This window comes from Sinomonas sp. R1AF57 (assembly GCF_002224485.1).
In the GTDB taxonomy this organism is placed as follows: Bacteria; Actinomycetota; Actinomycetes; order Actinomycetales; family Micrococcaceae; genus Sinomonas; species Sinomonas flava.
Genome location: NZ_CP022463.1, coordinates 1,040,655 through 1,054,806, shown reverse-complemented (window position 1 = coordinate 1,054,806; position 14,152 = coordinate 1,040,655). Strand labels below are relative to the sequence as shown.

Sequence of the window (14,152 nt, the reverse complement as noted above, 5' to 3'; positions counted from 1 at the left end):
GCCCCGAGGGGTCACGCGCCGGCCGTGCGGCCGCGTCCGTCGGCGCGCCTTGTCGAGTGCAATGGCGCACAGCGCGGTCGCCATCGCCCCGGCGGCGCCCAACACAACGCCTCCGCGCGCGCGTGTGGCGGGTGTCGAGGACTGGGTCGTGACTTCGATCGGGCCAGTCCACGAAGTCATGATCCGGTCGGCTGGCAGGACTTCCTGCCTGGCCTGGAGCGTGGACGCGGTCTCGTCTACCCTGGCCATCACTGACCGGACGTATGCGACCGCCTCTTGCTGAGTACTTCCGATGCCCACGACCACGAGACGAGGCTCATCATAGGAGCGAGCCCACTGCCCGCCGGAGTTCGGCAAGTCAACGGTGTAGCCCGATCGTACCCCTGCGCCAGCCAACGTCCCGCCGAACGATGCGCTTGCCAGCGCCTCGCCGTCGTCGATCGGAAGAGCGCGCCGCACAATGGCTGCAAAGTTCACCAGGGGGCCAAGGCCGCCGTCTTCCGTCCGTTGTAGTGGAATCGTCCCCGGCCATAGGAATACGACCGACACGCGAGCCGAGTAGACGGGGCGCGGCGACCACGAATTGCAAGTCCAGGCAGCGGTAAGGATGAGCCCTACTACAACGACATACCATCGCCGGGCCATAACTCGGAGCGCTTCAGCGGTGGTCACCGGTAGCCGCCCTCCGACGGCGGAGTGGCACGGGTTCATCGCTGCTCGCGGTGGCCGCGTCGGGATCCGCGCTGGGGGATTCTCCGTCCTGACTGATGCTGCCGGCCAGCACGTGGATACGTCCGGTGCCCTCAGCCACGACCGGCGGTGTCATCTGGGACTCGGCGTCGGTGGTATCGACCTTTGCGGCGCCACCACGCCGCGCCCGTCGCCGCAGCATGGCGCCGTCGAAGGTCGCCGTCATAAGGAGAACCAACAGCAGCCCCGCGGCCCCGGCACCGGCGACAGCTTGGAGTCGCGGCTTGCCGTCGACGACGGGTTCTGTCGGCTCAGCCACCTGCATCGACGAGATCCTGGAGCCATCTGGCACCTTGAGCTCGTCCTGCATCGCGGCAAGCTGCTTCGGCGCCTCAACGAGGATCGCGGTCAGGAGACGGGTGGATTCCGAGGCGGTGTGCGCCTTGACGGTCACAACCATAATGGAGCTGCCCGCCGTCACATCCGGCAGGGCCGTATAACTCGACTTCGGGTATGGGCCTGTGAGTCTGTCGGTGACGTCCGCAGCTGTGATTCTACGGGTGAGGACATCCATGGCCTGCCCCAGCCCACCGAGGAACAGGTAGGGGTTGCCGTCGATGCCCACGGCCTTCGCCGAAGGCAGGAGCACGAGACTCCCGGTGGTCTTGTAGTCGACCGGAATCATGCCATACATGAGATAACTCAAGCCGCCCACCGCAAGGATGCCGGCGATGAACACGTACCACCGACGTACTATAGCCGCGCCAAGCGTTCTGAGCTTCATGTGCGGTCGCCCTTCTCACGCGGGCCCGACAGCGCTTCCGCGCGGTGAGCAGTCCGTCGTACAGTGTCCAGACCATCGCGGCCCGCTGCGGCGACGATTGCGCGTTTCGCCGCCGCTCGACCAGCCTCGCGGACGAAGCGCACCGGCACGCCCACCATGCGGTCCTTTGCCAGATCCGTGGTTGTCGGTTCCGGCATATCGTCGAGCAGGTGGGGGAAGAGGCCGGCGTAGCGCGACGGCGAGGTGAGGGTGCCATGGACTCGATTACTCACATTGCGTCCGTGCACCACCTGGAGCCACGCAGGCTGGTCGTACTTGAGGACAACGGGCATGTGATCACCGAGCGCGTTGTGCCAGTCTGCCCAGCACGTTTCGGGTGCCGACCACGGGGCCGAGACGCTGCAGAATGCGTTGGCCCTGTCCGTCCGGCGATACAGCTTCTCACCGCGCGCGATCAGACCGTGCGCGAGGTAGACGGCGGTTGCTCCCCCCGTCAAGGAGAGCGCACGGTGCCGAGCGATGAAGTCCGAGGAGAGGGCGTCGTCGTTGTCCAGATTGGTCGTGAGGAGCCTCTCACGACCACTCCCAGACACGCAGCGCAGGTCATGCTGCAGATCAGCAGCGCTCACTGAAGCGCGGAAGATCGGGGTCAGGTTCCCGCGGCCCTGCCACTTCTCAATAAGTTCACGAAGCCATGTCGGACTTTCGGGATCGAAGTAGACGATCCACGCGAAGTCGCGGTCGCTTTGGCCGGACACTGACGTCAAGCAGTATCTCTCGAAGAGCCCGATTCGGGACTCGAGCCACCCTTCGCGGGACCTGACTGAGGACTCGAATCCACGCGAGGGCAGGTTGAAGCGCGTCAGCAGAACATGGTCATGGACCGGCTCAGACATGAGTAGCCCTCTCCCGAATCCGCGGGACTTCGCACAGACGCTCTACAGCTCCCACGAACGCCCTCCCAGTGACCGCCCAATCCACATGGATGACGTCGGAGGCGACTGCGAACGCCCCGACCTGCCTCTGGAGGTCGAACCCCTCAACGAGCGCCTCGGCAAGTCCCGAAGGGGTCGGTGTCCCCCACACGGCATGCGCAGCATCGATCACGGCATGTGCCGGCTTCCAGTCGTTCATGACCGGCACAACACCTGCCGCGAGGAGCTCAAACGGCACAAGTGACACGTTCGTGTAGGAGAGGGCAAGACCTGCGGCGCAGCGCTGGTACAGGGAATTGAGCTCGGCGGGGCTCAGCGTCGGATGTACCACAGCCGGAAACCTTGGATTCCCGGGCAGCGAACCAACGACGTGGATGGTCGCCTCTGGCCTCAGCTCGTGAAAGGCCTCGAGCGCCGGAACGGCGACTTCAAAGCCGCGACGGGCCACGCCGGGTCGGGAATAGAAGACAACGCTGTCCCGTGGAGCGCCGTCAGCCTCGACCCAGTACACGCTGTGGTCGCACCCGAAGGGGACGGCGACGGACTCAATCCCGTGACGGTTGGCTAACTCGTCCGCAAGCGCTCGCCCGATGGCGATCGTCTCGAACCCGAACCGGTACGTCTGGTCAGCGAGCTCGGAAGCCGCTCCACGCGGGTAGAACCACGGTTCATAATCCTGGACGAAGTAGAGACGCGCTCCCCGGGTCCGCATGTTCGCAACGACATGCGCCGTCTGCCAAGCCGTCGCGATGAAAGCGTCCGTGTCCATGCTGTTCGGGTCGAGGCCAACAAGCGGAGCCTCAATGTCGGGCCACCATGACCGGATGGTCTCAGTGTGGCGGGTCGCCGGACGACCTTCAACGTCGTATACGGCGAGACGACACCGATGCCCTGCCTCTTCGAGGGCTCTCACCATACGAAAGATCGTTGTGTGGCCACCTGAGCCTGGGCCCGGCGGGGTGATGACCCAGGTAACGGTGAGTGGCTCCCCCTCGTACCTCTGGCGCAGGCTCCACTCGGGAGACCGGGACGCGAGGTCGCTCGGCAGAATCCCGAGATGCTCACCATCGGGGCCGAGCCGGCGCTTGAGCCACCTGCGGCCACTCGCGAGGAGTCCGCTCGATCCTCCTGCGCGCCATGCGGAGACGGCGCGCGCACGAACCGACGCAAGATCTTGAAACATACGAGACACCACCAGATCCTCAGTAGATTCCGTCACGACGCCAACGGAGGCCGCGCAGTTCGGTCGATATCCGGCGCGTCAGTCGGCGCCCCATCGAATGCATGCCGCGGCCAGACCGTGACGCACCACACTGAATCCTCCGCTGGAGCCCGTTCCAGCCCGGAACATTGGCAGGGTCGTCGACGAAGTGGGCTGCAAGGCCAGCAAGGGCATGGGCGGCCGATGAGTCCCCGCGGCCGCAGTCGTACTCCCGCGAAGCACGCATCAGCGCTTCGCGGGCGAGCGCTTGGAGTGCGGCCGCCTTCATCTGCTCGGCTCCGGGCACACGTCCAACCGCGCCGGTGAAAAGTTCGATGAACGTCTCGTACCGGTCCACGAGATCAGTTGCGTCATCGACCTCAATGGCGGACATGCTTGCCGCGTGCTCGCGGTGCCAGGCCTGGTCGACGCCGTGGATGTAGGCAATATCACCGTACGCTGCTAGCCGGAACCACATTTCCATATCCGGGGTGTGGTTGAGCGCCTTCTGCGGGCCTGCCGCACGCACGGCGGACATCCGCATGACAACCTCCGGCGAGGTAATGACGTTCACCCCCGAGCGGCACCGATCAGCGAGCCACTCCAGCCCTGGCCACACTGTCCACGCCCTCGCTTCAGTCCGGGCCGGGGGAATCACTAATCCCTCAAAGTGGAGCGGTCGGCCGTAGACCAGGCTGACGGAGGGAAAAGCTCGAAACACTGCGAGCGCGCGCTCCAACGACCCCGGAGTCAGCAGATCATCCGCATCCAGGCGGACGAGGAACTCTCCCGATGCGATGCTCAGTCCGTTGTTGAAGGTTTCGACCATGCCGGAGTTGCGCTCGTTCGCGAGGACGACAACGCGCGGGTCTCGGGCAGAAAGCGCGGTAGCGACTGAGAGACTCTCGTCAGTGGACTTATCGTCCACGACGATGACCTCGACCTGAGCGCCTGTCTGACTCAATACACTTGCGACGCAGTCTTCCACGTAGCGCGCGTAGTTGTAGCACGGAATCACAACGCTGACGGATCCCGGCGTTGCCGACTCTGATACTGGCCGGACCCGAACTCGACTCTTCAGTCCACTCATCATTCCCCTTCTGCCACATTGGGTCTGGGTGTTGCGCGGAGCGTCGTCCCGTGCATTTGGCTCGCCCGGATCCGCGGCAAAGCCCAAGGCGACAACCCTGCGATTAGAACGAGGCCTCCCGCGACTCCGCCCGCTGCGAGCCGGACGATGGGTGCTGGGGCGGTGGCTGTTGAGAGGACAGCCACGACACCGATGGAAACTGCACCGGCACCGGCCGCGACGACGGTCGGGTAGACGCTCGCTCGGACCATCCTCCGAACACCCGCTCCGCGGAGGACGGCGCCGAACACGCCGAGGACGACAACCCCGACGACGACGTGGGCCCATCCTGCTCCGGTTGCCCCATCGAGTTGGATCCCGATGATAAGCGCGGGGACCAAGACCACGCACCACGTCATCTGCACCATCAGGACGGCCCTCGACCGGCCCCGCGCCATCAGATAACCACTTACGACGTCAAACACAGTGCGCATTGCCCCGAAGACTGCGAGCGCGGCAAGGATTGGGCCTGATCGCGCCCACGCGTCGCCATACAGCACGGCGATGACCGGCCCGGCCAATGCTGCGATGAGCGCTCCCGCTCCTGCGGCCGCGGCCCAGGTGAGTGTCACCGCACTCTGGAACGCCCGGGACGCGTCCTCGCTCTGGGCAAATCCAGGCAGGGCGACAGCCCGCACAGCTTGGCCGAGCGCGTTCATGGGCCAGCTGGCGATATTGAATGCCAGCACGTAGAGCCCCAGCGCCGTCGGGCCTGCCATGCGGGCGATCACTACGTTGTCCGCGCTGATGACAACCCACGAGACGAGGTTTGCGCAGGCAAGGGGCGCGCCAAAGGCGAGCACCGGCGCAGCTTGGGCTCTGTCCCACCCCAGCACCGGTCGCTGGCGCGCGAGGACAAACTGGAGTGCCGTCGTCACCGCCTGTCCGAGCACACGACCCACGGCCAGCGCCATCGGGCCGACCCCCGCGAGCACAAGTGTGATGGTTGCGATCGTGCTAACGGTGAAGTCGGCGGCTGAAATAGCGAAGACCTTCTTTTGCGCGAAGTCGCGCTGAAGTCGAGCAAGCGGTACGACGCCAATCCCCGCCAGCGCGAGCGTCAACGACAGCACCCCGATGACCGGGGAAGCAGCGGGGGTTTCCATCGCATCGGCGATCAGCGGCGAAGTGGCAGCCATGACTGAAGCAAGCCCTACTCCGCAGAAGAGGCCGAGGGTCGCGGTCGTCGGAGCCAGCCGTCCGAAGTCCGGAGTGCGAATCAGCACTGCGGTGAGTCCGGGGTCCGCAATAGCCATCAGAATTGACTGCGCGGTCAGCGCGACTGCGTACACGCCGAACACCTCGGGAGCGAGAAGCCGGGCCAGAATGATTCCGATGGCAAGGCTTCCGATGCGGAGGACTATGTTCGACGCCATGCTCCACGCGAACCCAGAGCGCACTCGCCCCGGGAGAGTCGCGGTCATATCCCTCGCCTCCGCCATCGACGCCAGGCGAGCGACCACAGCGCGCGGTCGAGAAGTGTCTCCACTCCAGCAACGGGTCCCTGACGGTATGCGCCGCCTAGAGCCTGATAGAGGTCCCATCGCAGGGTGCCCTCAATGCCTGGGTGACACTCCCGCGCGAGTGACTCGAGAGCGACGGCGTTCTGCCTGCCCTGCCCGGTGCCTCGCCCGGCACTCAGCCGCGCATTGCGAAGGCACTCCGCAGAAATAGATCGCAGCGCGCGCCGATGAAGACTCCGAGTCAACTCACCGCCTCGTAGCATCGAGTCGAAGACGCGTCGGCGGTGGGAGGCATCGGTATACAACCCCTCGAATGTACTCAAGTGCATGTTGCCGCCGTGGAGCCGGTAGTAGGCCTGGTCGGGACCGTTGACGCGCCCGACGGCTCCGCGAGCGGCGGCGCTGAGCCAGAAGTGCATGTCCGCGGCGTGTGGTTGAGCCTCGTCGTAACCGCCAACGGCATCGAGGACGGTTCGGCGCACCATCGCCTCGGGATTGACAATCGTGTTCGTGCCGCGTTCACACACTCGAGTTGTCCACTCCCGGCCGCTCCATACGCTCCACGTCAGCTGGCCGTGCCGACGAGGTACAGCATTCGCGCGGCCTTCGAATGACGGCGCGAACCCGTAAACCAGTCCTACCTCTGGACAAGCCTCGAAGAGGGCGGCCGATCTGGCCAGCGAGCCGGGCGCGAGCAAGTCGTCCGCGGAGAGCAGGACGACATAGTCGCCGTTCACCCGCCCGAGCCCGTCGTTGTAGGTCGCGATGTGCCCTTGGTTCCGCTCGTGCTGGACGAGCGTGACACGGCTGTCCGAAGCCGCAAGCTGTTCCGCGACGGCCTGGCTCCCATCGGTGGACGCATCGTCGACGATGATCACCTCGACCTCGACACCGGGCTGGTCGAGCACGCTGCCCAAGGCGTCGGGGAGGAAACGACCGTAGTTGTAGCACGGCACCACCACCGATACGAGCGGTCGTCCACTTAGCGGCCGCGCCTTGATCCTCAGCATCCCACCACCGCCGCCCGGACCGCCCCCGCCACCCGCTCCACCTGCTCCGCCGTCAGATGCGGGTGCATCGGCAGCGAGAGGATCTGCGAGGCGGCGGCCTCGGCTACGGGGAATGTGCCGGCCCCGTAGCCGAGGAACCTGAAAGCCGGAGTGAGGTGCACCGGCGTGGGGTAGTGGACGCCGGTCGCGATGCCCGCAGCACCAAGCGCGGCCTGGACGCTCTCGCGGCGCCCTTCCCCCAGCACCCGCACCACGTACAGGTGCCACACGTCCTCATTGCCGGCCATGCTCCGCGGCACCACCAGACCGGGTACCCCAGCGAGCAGCTGCCCGTAGAGCTCCGCCGCCGCGCGCCGCCGTGCGTTCCATGCCTCGAGGCGCCGCAGCTTGGCGCGGAGGACCACAGCCTGGAGCGCATCCAGACGCGAGTTCACGCCGACGCGCTCGTGCACGTACTTGGCGCGGCTGCCGTGCGCGGCCAGAAGCCGCACCTCGTCGGCGAGGATGCCGTCGTTGGTCGTAACCGCGCCAGCATCACCCCCAGCACCGAGGTTCTTGCCGGGGTAGAAGCTCGTCGCCGCCGCGTCCCCCAGCGTCCCGGCGGCGCGGCCGAACCGGCGCGCCCCCTGCGCCTGGGCTGCATCCTCGACGATGGCCACGCCGCGCTCCAGGGCAACGGGCGTCAGCCGCTCCACCGCGGCGGTCTGCCCGAACAGGTGCACCGGGACGATGGCCTGCGTCCGCGGCCCCACGGCCCGCTCCACAGCCTCCGGATCGATGAGCAGGTGCACCGGATCGACATCGACGAGCACCGGCCGGGCACCGGCCCTCATCACGGCCTCCGCGGTCGCCACGAACGTGTTCGCAGGGAGGATCACCTCTCCCCCTGCCTGCACGCCGACGGCGCGCAGCGCCAGCTCGAGCGCATCCGTCCCGTTCGCCACGCCCACGCAGTGCCGCACCCCAAGAAAGGCTGAGTACTCGGCCTCGAACCCCGCGACGGCCGGGCCGCCGATGAAGGCGCCCTCCTCGAGGACCCGCTGCACCTCGCCGAGGACCTCGTCGGCGATCTCCCGGTGCTGCGCCGCCAAGTCCACGAACGGCACAGAGGCATGGGCGGCACGCGCCGCGCTGATGGTCATGACGCCTCCCTCCCGAGCGAGCCGTTGCTCCCGGCGCCGCTCACGGAGAGCTGCCGCGCCGGCACACCGGCCCAGACCTCGCCGCGCGGAACGTCGTCGAGCACGGCGGCTCCCATCCCGACCACGGCGTTGTCGCCCACCACGACCTGCTGCCGCACCGACGAGTTCATGCCGAGGTAGGCGCATCGGCCCACGCGGACGCCGCCGCCGAGCGAGGCGCCGGCGGCGAGGGTCACGAAGTCGTCCACGTCGTCCTCATGTGTGAGCGTCACGTGGGGCATGACGACGACGTGCCGGCCCAGGCGGACAGCGGCGGTCAGCGTCACGTGGGCGAGGAGGATGCTGCCCGCGCCCACGTGGCACCCCTCCGGGACGCGGGCGGACGAGTCGATGATGGTCGCGTAGCGGTCGTGGCCGAGGCCCAGGCCCGCGAGGCGCCTGGCAAGCCGCTCCCGGCCCGTCCCGGCCCCGACACACAGGACCACCCGCGCGAGGGGGAACCGCGTGACGGCCTCGAGGGAGCCCAGGACGTGGGCTCCGTCGATCTCGGCGGCCTCCTTCGCGGGATCGTCGTCGAGCAGTCCGAGGATGTCGAAGTCGCTCCCGGACCTCACCGACGCCATGACCTCACGCGCGAGCCCGCTCGCCCCGACCATCAGCAGCTCGCTCACACGGTCCTCCCGTTACGGGAAGGGCCGGGGTTCAGGGACGAGCCGGGACGACCCCGCGAAGATGCGGCCGCCCGGCGGATCGAGTCGACGACCCGCTCGAGCTCGTCGCGGCGCAGCTCGTGGTAGAGCGGCAGGATGAGCGTCGAATCGGTGAGACGCTCGGTGTTGGGCAGCGGCAGCGTCGGGCCGCCGTCCGGCCCGGCAGCGATCCCGGCGAACGCCGGCTGCCTGTGCGCCGCCATGATGCCCCGCCGGGCGGAGATGCCGTCCTCGGCGAGCGCGGCCAGGAGGCCGTCCCGGTCCAGGGGGAACTCCGGCAGGACCTCGAGCCAGAGGGACTGGAAGTTGCTCTGCCCGTGCTGGGGATCGGCCGAGAGCCGCAGCCCGGGAAGGCCGGACAGGGCCTCGCGGTACACCCCTGCGAGCTGGCGGCGCCGCGCCACCATCTCGGCCAGGCGCCCCAGCTGCACGAGCCCGACGGCGGCTTGGAGGTCCGTCATGCGGTAGTTGAACCCGAGCTCGCCGTACTCCTCCTCGGGGGCGAGGACGCTCGCGTGCCGCACGTCTGCGGGCACCGAGGCACCGTGCTGGCGCAGCCGACGCGCACGCTCAGCCCAGGCGGAGATCGGCGTCGTGAGCATGCCGCCCTCCCCCGTCGTGAGGACCTTGCGGGGGTGGAAGGACCATGCCGCGGCATCCGCCGCCCGCCCCACCGGCTCCCCCCGGTAGCGCGAGCCTGCCGCACATGCGGCGTCCTCGACCACGGCGATCCCGAGCGGGCGGCACAGCGCGGCGATGGGGCCGACGTCGGCGGGCATCCCGCCCTGGTCGACGACGACGACCGCCGCCGTCCGCCCGCTGATCGCCTCGGAGATGCTCGCCTCGGTGAGGTTGCCGGTGAGGGGGTCGACGTCGGCGAACACGGGGCGCGCTCCGAGGTACCGGGCGGCGTTGGCGGTGGCGATGAACGAGAAGGACGGCACCACGACCTCGTCGCCCGGCCTGACACCGGCGACAGCGAGCGCGAGGTGCAGGGCCGCCGTGCAGCTCGACACCGCGACGCCCTCCGCGACGCCGACCGCGTCCGCGAAGGCCCGCTCGAACTCCGCAACACGCGGTCCCTGGGCCACCCAGCCGGAGGCGATGACCTCCGCGACGGCCTCCGCCTCCTCGCGGCCCATCCACGGCTTCATGACGTTGATGCGCTCGCCGCCGGAGCTCCGGGGCTGGGGGACGTCCACGGGCTCGACCGCGTCCACGGGCTGGGCGGCGTTCACTGGGCAGCCAGCACTCTCGCGGCCGCGATCTCCTCGCGCAGCGGCCGCCACCATTCCACGAGCCTCCGGAGCCCCTCGTCGAGCGGTACCTGCGCCACGAAGCCGAGGTCCCGTCGGGCACCGGCGGTGTCGGCGAGCCTGCGCTGGACACCGTTCACGGCCCGCTCGGGCCCGAACTCGACCGTGAGATCGGACTTCATGGCTCCGAGCAGGGCCACCGAGAGCGCGAGGAGGCTTGTCTCCACGCCGCTGGCCACGTTGTACTCCCCGTGGCGGACGCCGCTCACGGCGGCGAGGATGTTCGCACGGGCCACGTCCTCCGTGAAGACGAAGTCCATCGTCTGGCTCCCGTCGCCGAAGATGAGGGGAGGCCGGCCGTCGTCGATCCTCTCCATCCAGCGCACGAGGACCTCCGTGTACAGGCCGTGGACGTCCATCCGCGGCCCGTACACGTTGAAGTAGCGCAGGGCGACGGAGTCGAGGCCGTACATGCTGTGGAAGCTCCGTGCCAGGCCCTCGGAGAAGCTCTTGGCCGCCCCGTACAGCGTGTCGTTGGAGTGGTGGTGGTGCCGCTCGGTGGTGGGGAACTCGTCCGCCATCCCGTAGACGGAAGCGCTCGACGCCGTCACCACTTTGTCGACGTCGTGCTGGGCCGCGGCCTCGAACACCGTGTAGGTGGCGTCCACGAGTACCTCGAGCGCGAGCCGCGGCTCCTCGGCGCACTGCGTGATGCGCAGCGCGGCCTCATGGAACACGAGGTCCTTGCCCACGGTGAGGTCGTGGACGAGGTCGCGGTCCCGGATGTCCCCCTCGATGAGGCGGACCCTCCCGGATGCGAGGGCACGGGACAGGTTCTGGGTGCGCCCGCGCACGAGGTTGTCGAGGACGTCCACCCGCCCTGCGCCCGCGTCGAGGAGCTGGTCCACGATCGTCGAGCCGATGGTCCCCGCCCCGCCCGTGACCAGGACGTCCGCTCCGGCAAGCACGCTCATCTGAGCACCTCCTGCGCCGGAAGCGTCCGCGCCGCCGCGGCGAACGCGGCCGGCGATGCGAGCGGCGGGGAACCCGGGGCGCCCACTGCCGCCGTCTGCGCGGAGGACGCCCCCGGCGGTGCGAACGCGCCGTCGTCCACGGAGACCACGCCGCCGCCGTCCACCACGCTGCGGCTCACCGCATCGAGCACGGCGAGGACGCGCAGCCCCGAGGCGCCACTCGTGGCGGCGGGACGGTTCTGGCGGATGGATGTGGCGAACTCGGAGACCATGAGCGAGAGCGCCTCGTGCTCCGGCAGGGCCGGCGACCACGTATCTCCGAGCCGGTAGGAGATCGCGGCCGCACGGCGGTCCTGACGGCTCGCCCCGCGAGTGGGCATCTGCACGCCCCGGTCGTACACGCTCAGGCGCTGCTGGGGGTTCAGGTCGTCCCAGACGAGGGTCCGCTCGGTGCCCCCGAGGACCATCTGGCGGATCTTGGTCGGGCTGAGCCAGTTGACGTGGATGTGCGCCATGGCCTCGTCCGGCAGGGCGAAGGTGACGTGCCCCACGCAGTCGTGGCCCGTCCCGAGGGGATCCGCGCCGTGGGCGGACACCTCCGCGGGGTGCAGTCCGCCCGGAAGCACGTAGTCGAGGATGGCGAGGTCATGGGGAGCCAGGTCCCAGAAGACGTCGACGTCCGGCTGGACGAGGCCCAGATTGATGCGGACGGAGTCCACGTAGAGGATCTCGCCGAGCTCGCCCGCCCGGACCAGGTCGCGGATCTTCTGGACTGCCGGGGTGTAGCAGTACGTGTGGTCGGCCATGAGCACGAGGCCCCGGGCGGCAGCCTCGGCGACCATGTCCCTCCCGCGCGGGAGGCTGTCCGCGAGGGGCTTCTCGACCAGCACGTGCTTGTCCGCCCGCAGGGCCGTGAGTGCCACCCCGTGGTGGGTGCGTGCCGGCGTCGCGATCGCGACGGCGTCGACCTCGACCGTGTCGAGCAGCTCGTCCAGAGACCCGACGACGCGGGCGCCGCCGATGGAGGCGGCGAGCGCCGAAGCGCGCCTGGTGTCGAGGTCGCAGATCGCCGCGAGCTCCCAGTCGGGGCTCGCCCGGAAGTTCCGGGCGAGGTTGGGCCCCCAGTAGCCGGCCCCGATCACGGCCACCCGCAGTCGCTCCTCGAGCTCCTGCAGATGGAGGACAGGGTGCGAAGTCTCCATGCTGCCTCCCATGCTGTGGGCCACCCGGTCCGATGGCACCTTGCCTGCCCGCCCGAAGCGCATCCTCAGTACGCTCCGACCGGGGTGATGACGGCCTTGAGCGTCCGCCACAGGATCATGAGGTCCCCGGTGAGGGACCAGTTCTCGACGTAGTAGAGGTCGAGCCGCACGGCGTCGTCCCATTCCAGGTCCGAGCGGCCGTTGATCTGCCACAGCCCCGTGATCCCGGGCTTGATGAGCATCCGGCGGAACGTGTACGACTCGTAGGCTCCGAACTCGCGGGGCAGGGGCGGGCGCGGCCCCACGAGGCTCATGTCCCCCATGAGGACGTTCACGAACTGGGGCAGCTCGTCGAGCGAGTACTTGCGCATCCACCGGCCGCACCTGGTCACCCGCGGATCGGTGCGCATCTTGAACAGGACGCCGCTTCCCTCGTTCTGCTCCGCCAGCGCGGTGCGGCGGGCCTCGGCATCGTGCACCATCGAACGGAACTTGAGCATGGTGAACGGGGTTCCACCCCGGCCCACACGCTCCTGGCGGAAGATGACGGGCCCGGGCGAATCGAGCCTGACGATGAGCGCGAGCACCCCGAGGACCGGGGCGAGCACGGCGAGGGCCGCCGCGGAGAGGACGATGTCCATGCCGCGCTTCACGAGATGCTTGCCGCCGGAGTACTGCGGGAGGTCCACTTCCATGAGCGGCAGCCCCTGCACGGGGCGCCAGTGGATGCGCGGACCTGCGACGTTGGTCAGGGACGAGGCGAGGACGAGCTCGGCGTCGTGCTCCTCGAGCCGCCACCCGAGCTCCCGCACGTACTGGTTCCCGCCCGGGACGGGCCCGGCGATGATGACCGCCGCGGCCTTCTTCAGCGCGACGGTGCGCACGACGTCGTCGATCGAGCTCAGGACGGGCACGCGCTCGGCGTCGACCGCGAGGGTCTGCCCGCGCCGGCCGCCCGGGAGCGCCGCGCCGAGGACGTTGTAGGGGGCACCGGCTGCCGCCGCGATGCGGCGGATCACGTACCGGACGTCCTCGGGCTCCCCCACGACGACGGCCGGCGTGAGGCACAGCCCGTTGGCCCGCTCGTGGGTCAGCCAGCGGCGGGACGCCCACCGTCCGGCGAGGAGTCCCACGACGCCGAGGGGCAGCATCGTCGCGACGAGGGCCGGCGGCGTCGCCACCCCGGAGAGCACGACGACGAGGGCCAGCAGCGCGACGATGTGGACCGACGCCGTGGCGACCCGGCGGTACTCCTCGGCCCCCGCGCCGAAGACCGCGGGCTCGCGGCTGCGGTAGGCGCCGAGGGCCACGGGCCAGATGACCGCGAGCGCTGCCAGAAGGGCCAGCGCACTGGGGCTGTCAGCCACGGAGGCGGCGGCGACGGAGAGCGTTGCGAGGACGACGGCGGTGTCGACCACGCGCAGTGCCAGGCCGTAGCGGCGAGGCCAGGCCGAGGCCGCGGCCGAGCGGGCGATGCGCGCATGGTCCGGATGGAGTGGGAGGGCCCGCCTGAGCGGGCCGGAGGCGCCGAGGCCAGTGGCGTGGTCCCGGGTGAAGGGAAGGCCGGTGGGCATGAGAGTCGAGTGGCGTGCACCGGCCGGGGCTGACGACATGGCGGTCCCCTCTGGCTGCGAGTGGTTCCTTCACGCGGGTGCG

At 69.0% G+C, this 14,152-nt stretch carries 12 protein-coding genes; all 12 read right to left on the bottom strand.

Annotated elements, in window-relative coordinates; translation table 11 throughout:
- Positions 1 to 658 precede the first annotated feature (658 nt).
- Positions 659 to 1,474 carry a hypothetical protein gene (locus tag CGQ25_RS04845; RefSeq protein WP_208712060.1) on the bottom strand — a complete coding sequence of 272 codons (816 nt, stop codon included), beginning with the start codon at positions 1,472 to 1,474 and terminating at the stop codon, positions 659 to 661.
- Complete coding sequence (locus tag CGQ25_RS04840; protein WP_208712059.1) at positions 1,471 to 2,370, bottom strand: glycosyltransferase; 900 nt, start codon at positions 2,368 to 2,370, stop codon at positions 1,471 to 1,473. The genes CGQ25_RS04845 and CGQ25_RS04840 overlap by 4 nt, the downstream gene beginning before the upstream one ends.
- Complete coding sequence (locus tag CGQ25_RS04835; RefSeq protein ID WP_208712058.1) at positions 2,363 to 3,325, bottom strand: glycosyltransferase family 1 protein; 963 nt, start codon at positions 3,323 to 3,325, stop codon at positions 2,363 to 2,365. The genes CGQ25_RS04840 and CGQ25_RS04835 overlap by 8 nt, the downstream gene beginning before the upstream one ends.
- Positions 3,326 to 3,611: 286 nt before the next feature.
- A complete protein-coding gene (locus CGQ25_RS04830) occupies positions 3,612 to 4,700 on the bottom strand; it encodes a glycosyltransferase family A protein (RefSeq protein WP_208712057.1) in 1,089 nt (362 codons plus the stop codon).
- Positions 4,700 to 6,163 (bottom strand): oligosaccharide flippase family protein, encoded by a 1,464-nt coding sequence (locus CGQ25_RS04825; RefSeq protein WP_208712056.1) that lies wholly within the window; start codon positions 6,161 to 6,163, stop codon positions 4,700 to 4,702. The genes CGQ25_RS04830 and CGQ25_RS04825 overlap by 1 nt, the downstream gene beginning before the upstream one ends.
- On the bottom strand, positions 6,160 to 7,212 hold the full coding sequence (locus CGQ25_RS04820; RefSeq protein ID WP_208712055.1) for a glycosyltransferase: 1,053 nt from the start codon (positions 7,210 to 7,212) through the stop codon (positions 6,160 to 6,162). Before CGQ25_RS04820 ends, CGQ25_RS04825 begins: the two co-directional genes overlap by 4 nt.
- Positions 7,206 to 8,354, bottom strand: a complete 1,149-nt coding sequence (locus CGQ25_RS04815) for a DegT/DnrJ/EryC1/StrS aminotransferase family protein (protein WP_208712054.1) — start codon at positions 8,352 to 8,354, stop codon at positions 7,206 to 7,208. Before CGQ25_RS04815 ends, CGQ25_RS04820 begins: the two co-directional genes overlap by 7 nt.
- Complete coding sequence (locus CGQ25_RS04810; protein ID WP_208712053.1) at positions 8,351 to 9,025, bottom strand: acetyltransferase; 675 nt, start codon at positions 9,023 to 9,025, stop codon at positions 8,351 to 8,353. Before CGQ25_RS04810 ends, CGQ25_RS04815 begins: the two co-directional genes overlap by 4 nt.
- Entirely contained in the window at positions 9,022 to 10,218 is a 1,197-nt protein-coding gene (locus CGQ25_RS04805) for a DegT/DnrJ/EryC1/StrS aminotransferase family protein (protein ID WP_208712891.1), read from the bottom strand. Before CGQ25_RS04805 ends, CGQ25_RS04810 begins: the two co-directional genes overlap by 4 nt.
- 80 nt (positions 10,219 to 10,298) lie before the next feature.
- Entirely contained in the window at positions 10,299 to 11,294 is a 996-nt protein-coding gene (locus tag CGQ25_RS04800) for an NAD-dependent epimerase/dehydratase family protein (RefSeq protein WP_208712052.1), read from the bottom strand.
- On the bottom strand, positions 11,291 to 12,496 hold the full coding sequence (locus tag CGQ25_RS04795) for a Gfo/Idh/MocA family protein (RefSeq protein WP_208712051.1): 1,206 nt from the start codon (positions 12,494 to 12,496) through the stop codon (positions 11,291 to 11,293). Before CGQ25_RS04795 ends, CGQ25_RS04800 begins: the two co-directional genes overlap by 4 nt.
- Before the next feature lie 65 nt (positions 12,497 to 12,561).
- Positions 12,562 to 14,109 (bottom strand): sugar transferase, encoded by a 1,548-nt coding sequence (locus CGQ25_RS04790; RefSeq protein ID WP_255405575.1) that lies wholly within the window; start codon positions 14,107 to 14,109, stop codon positions 12,562 to 12,564.
- Between the last annotated feature and the right edge of the window lie 43 nt (positions 14,110 to 14,152).

What these genes read in the sequence shown, in the direction of transcription:
- CGQ25_RS04845 (WP_208712060.1), bottom strand. Translation starts at nt 1,474, where the DNA reads ATGAAGCTCAGAACGCTTGGCGCGGCTATAGTACGTCGGTGGTACGTG.
- CGQ25_RS04840 (WP_208712059.1), bottom strand. Translation starts at nt 2,370, where the DNA reads ATGTCTGAGCCGGTCCATGACCATGTTCTGCTGACGCGCTTCAACCTG.
- CGQ25_RS04835 (WP_208712058.1), bottom strand. Translation starts at nt 3,325, where the DNA reads ATGGTGAGAGCCCTCGAAGAGGCAGGGCATCGGTGTCGTCTCGCCGTA.
- CGQ25_RS04830 (WP_208712057.1), bottom strand. Translation starts at nt 4,700, where the DNA reads ATGAGTGGACTGAAGAGTCGAGTTCGGGTCCGGCCAGTATCAGAGTCG.
- CGQ25_RS04825 (WP_208712056.1), bottom strand. Translation starts at nt 6,163, where the DNA reads ATGACCGCGACTCTCCCGGGGCGAGTGCGCTCTGGGTTCGCGTGGAGC.
- CGQ25_RS04820 (WP_208712055.1), bottom strand. Translation starts at nt 7,212, where the DNA reads ATGCTGAGGATCAAGGCGCGGCCGCTAAGTGGACGACCGCTCGTATCG.
- CGQ25_RS04815 (WP_208712054.1), bottom strand. Translation starts at nt 8,354, where the DNA reads ATGACCATCAGCGCGGCGCGTGCCGCCCATGCCTCTGTGCCGTTCGTG.
- CGQ25_RS04805 (WP_208712891.1), bottom strand. Translation starts at nt 10,218, where the DNA reads ATGAAGCCGTGGATGGGCCGCGAGGAGGCGGAGGCCGTCGCGGAGGTC.
- CGQ25_RS04800 (WP_208712052.1), bottom strand. Translation starts at nt 11,294, where the DNA reads ATGAGCGTGCTTGCCGGAGCGGACGTCCTGGTCACGGGCGGGGCGGGG.
- CGQ25_RS04795 (WP_208712051.1), bottom strand. Translation starts at nt 12,496, where the DNA reads ATGGAGACTTCGCACCCTGTCCTCCATCTGCAGGAGCTCGAGGAGCGA.
- CGQ25_RS04790 (WP_255405575.1), bottom strand. Translation starts at nt 14,109, where the DNA reads ATGTCGTCAGCCCCGGCCGGTGCACGCCACTCGACTCTCATGCCCACC.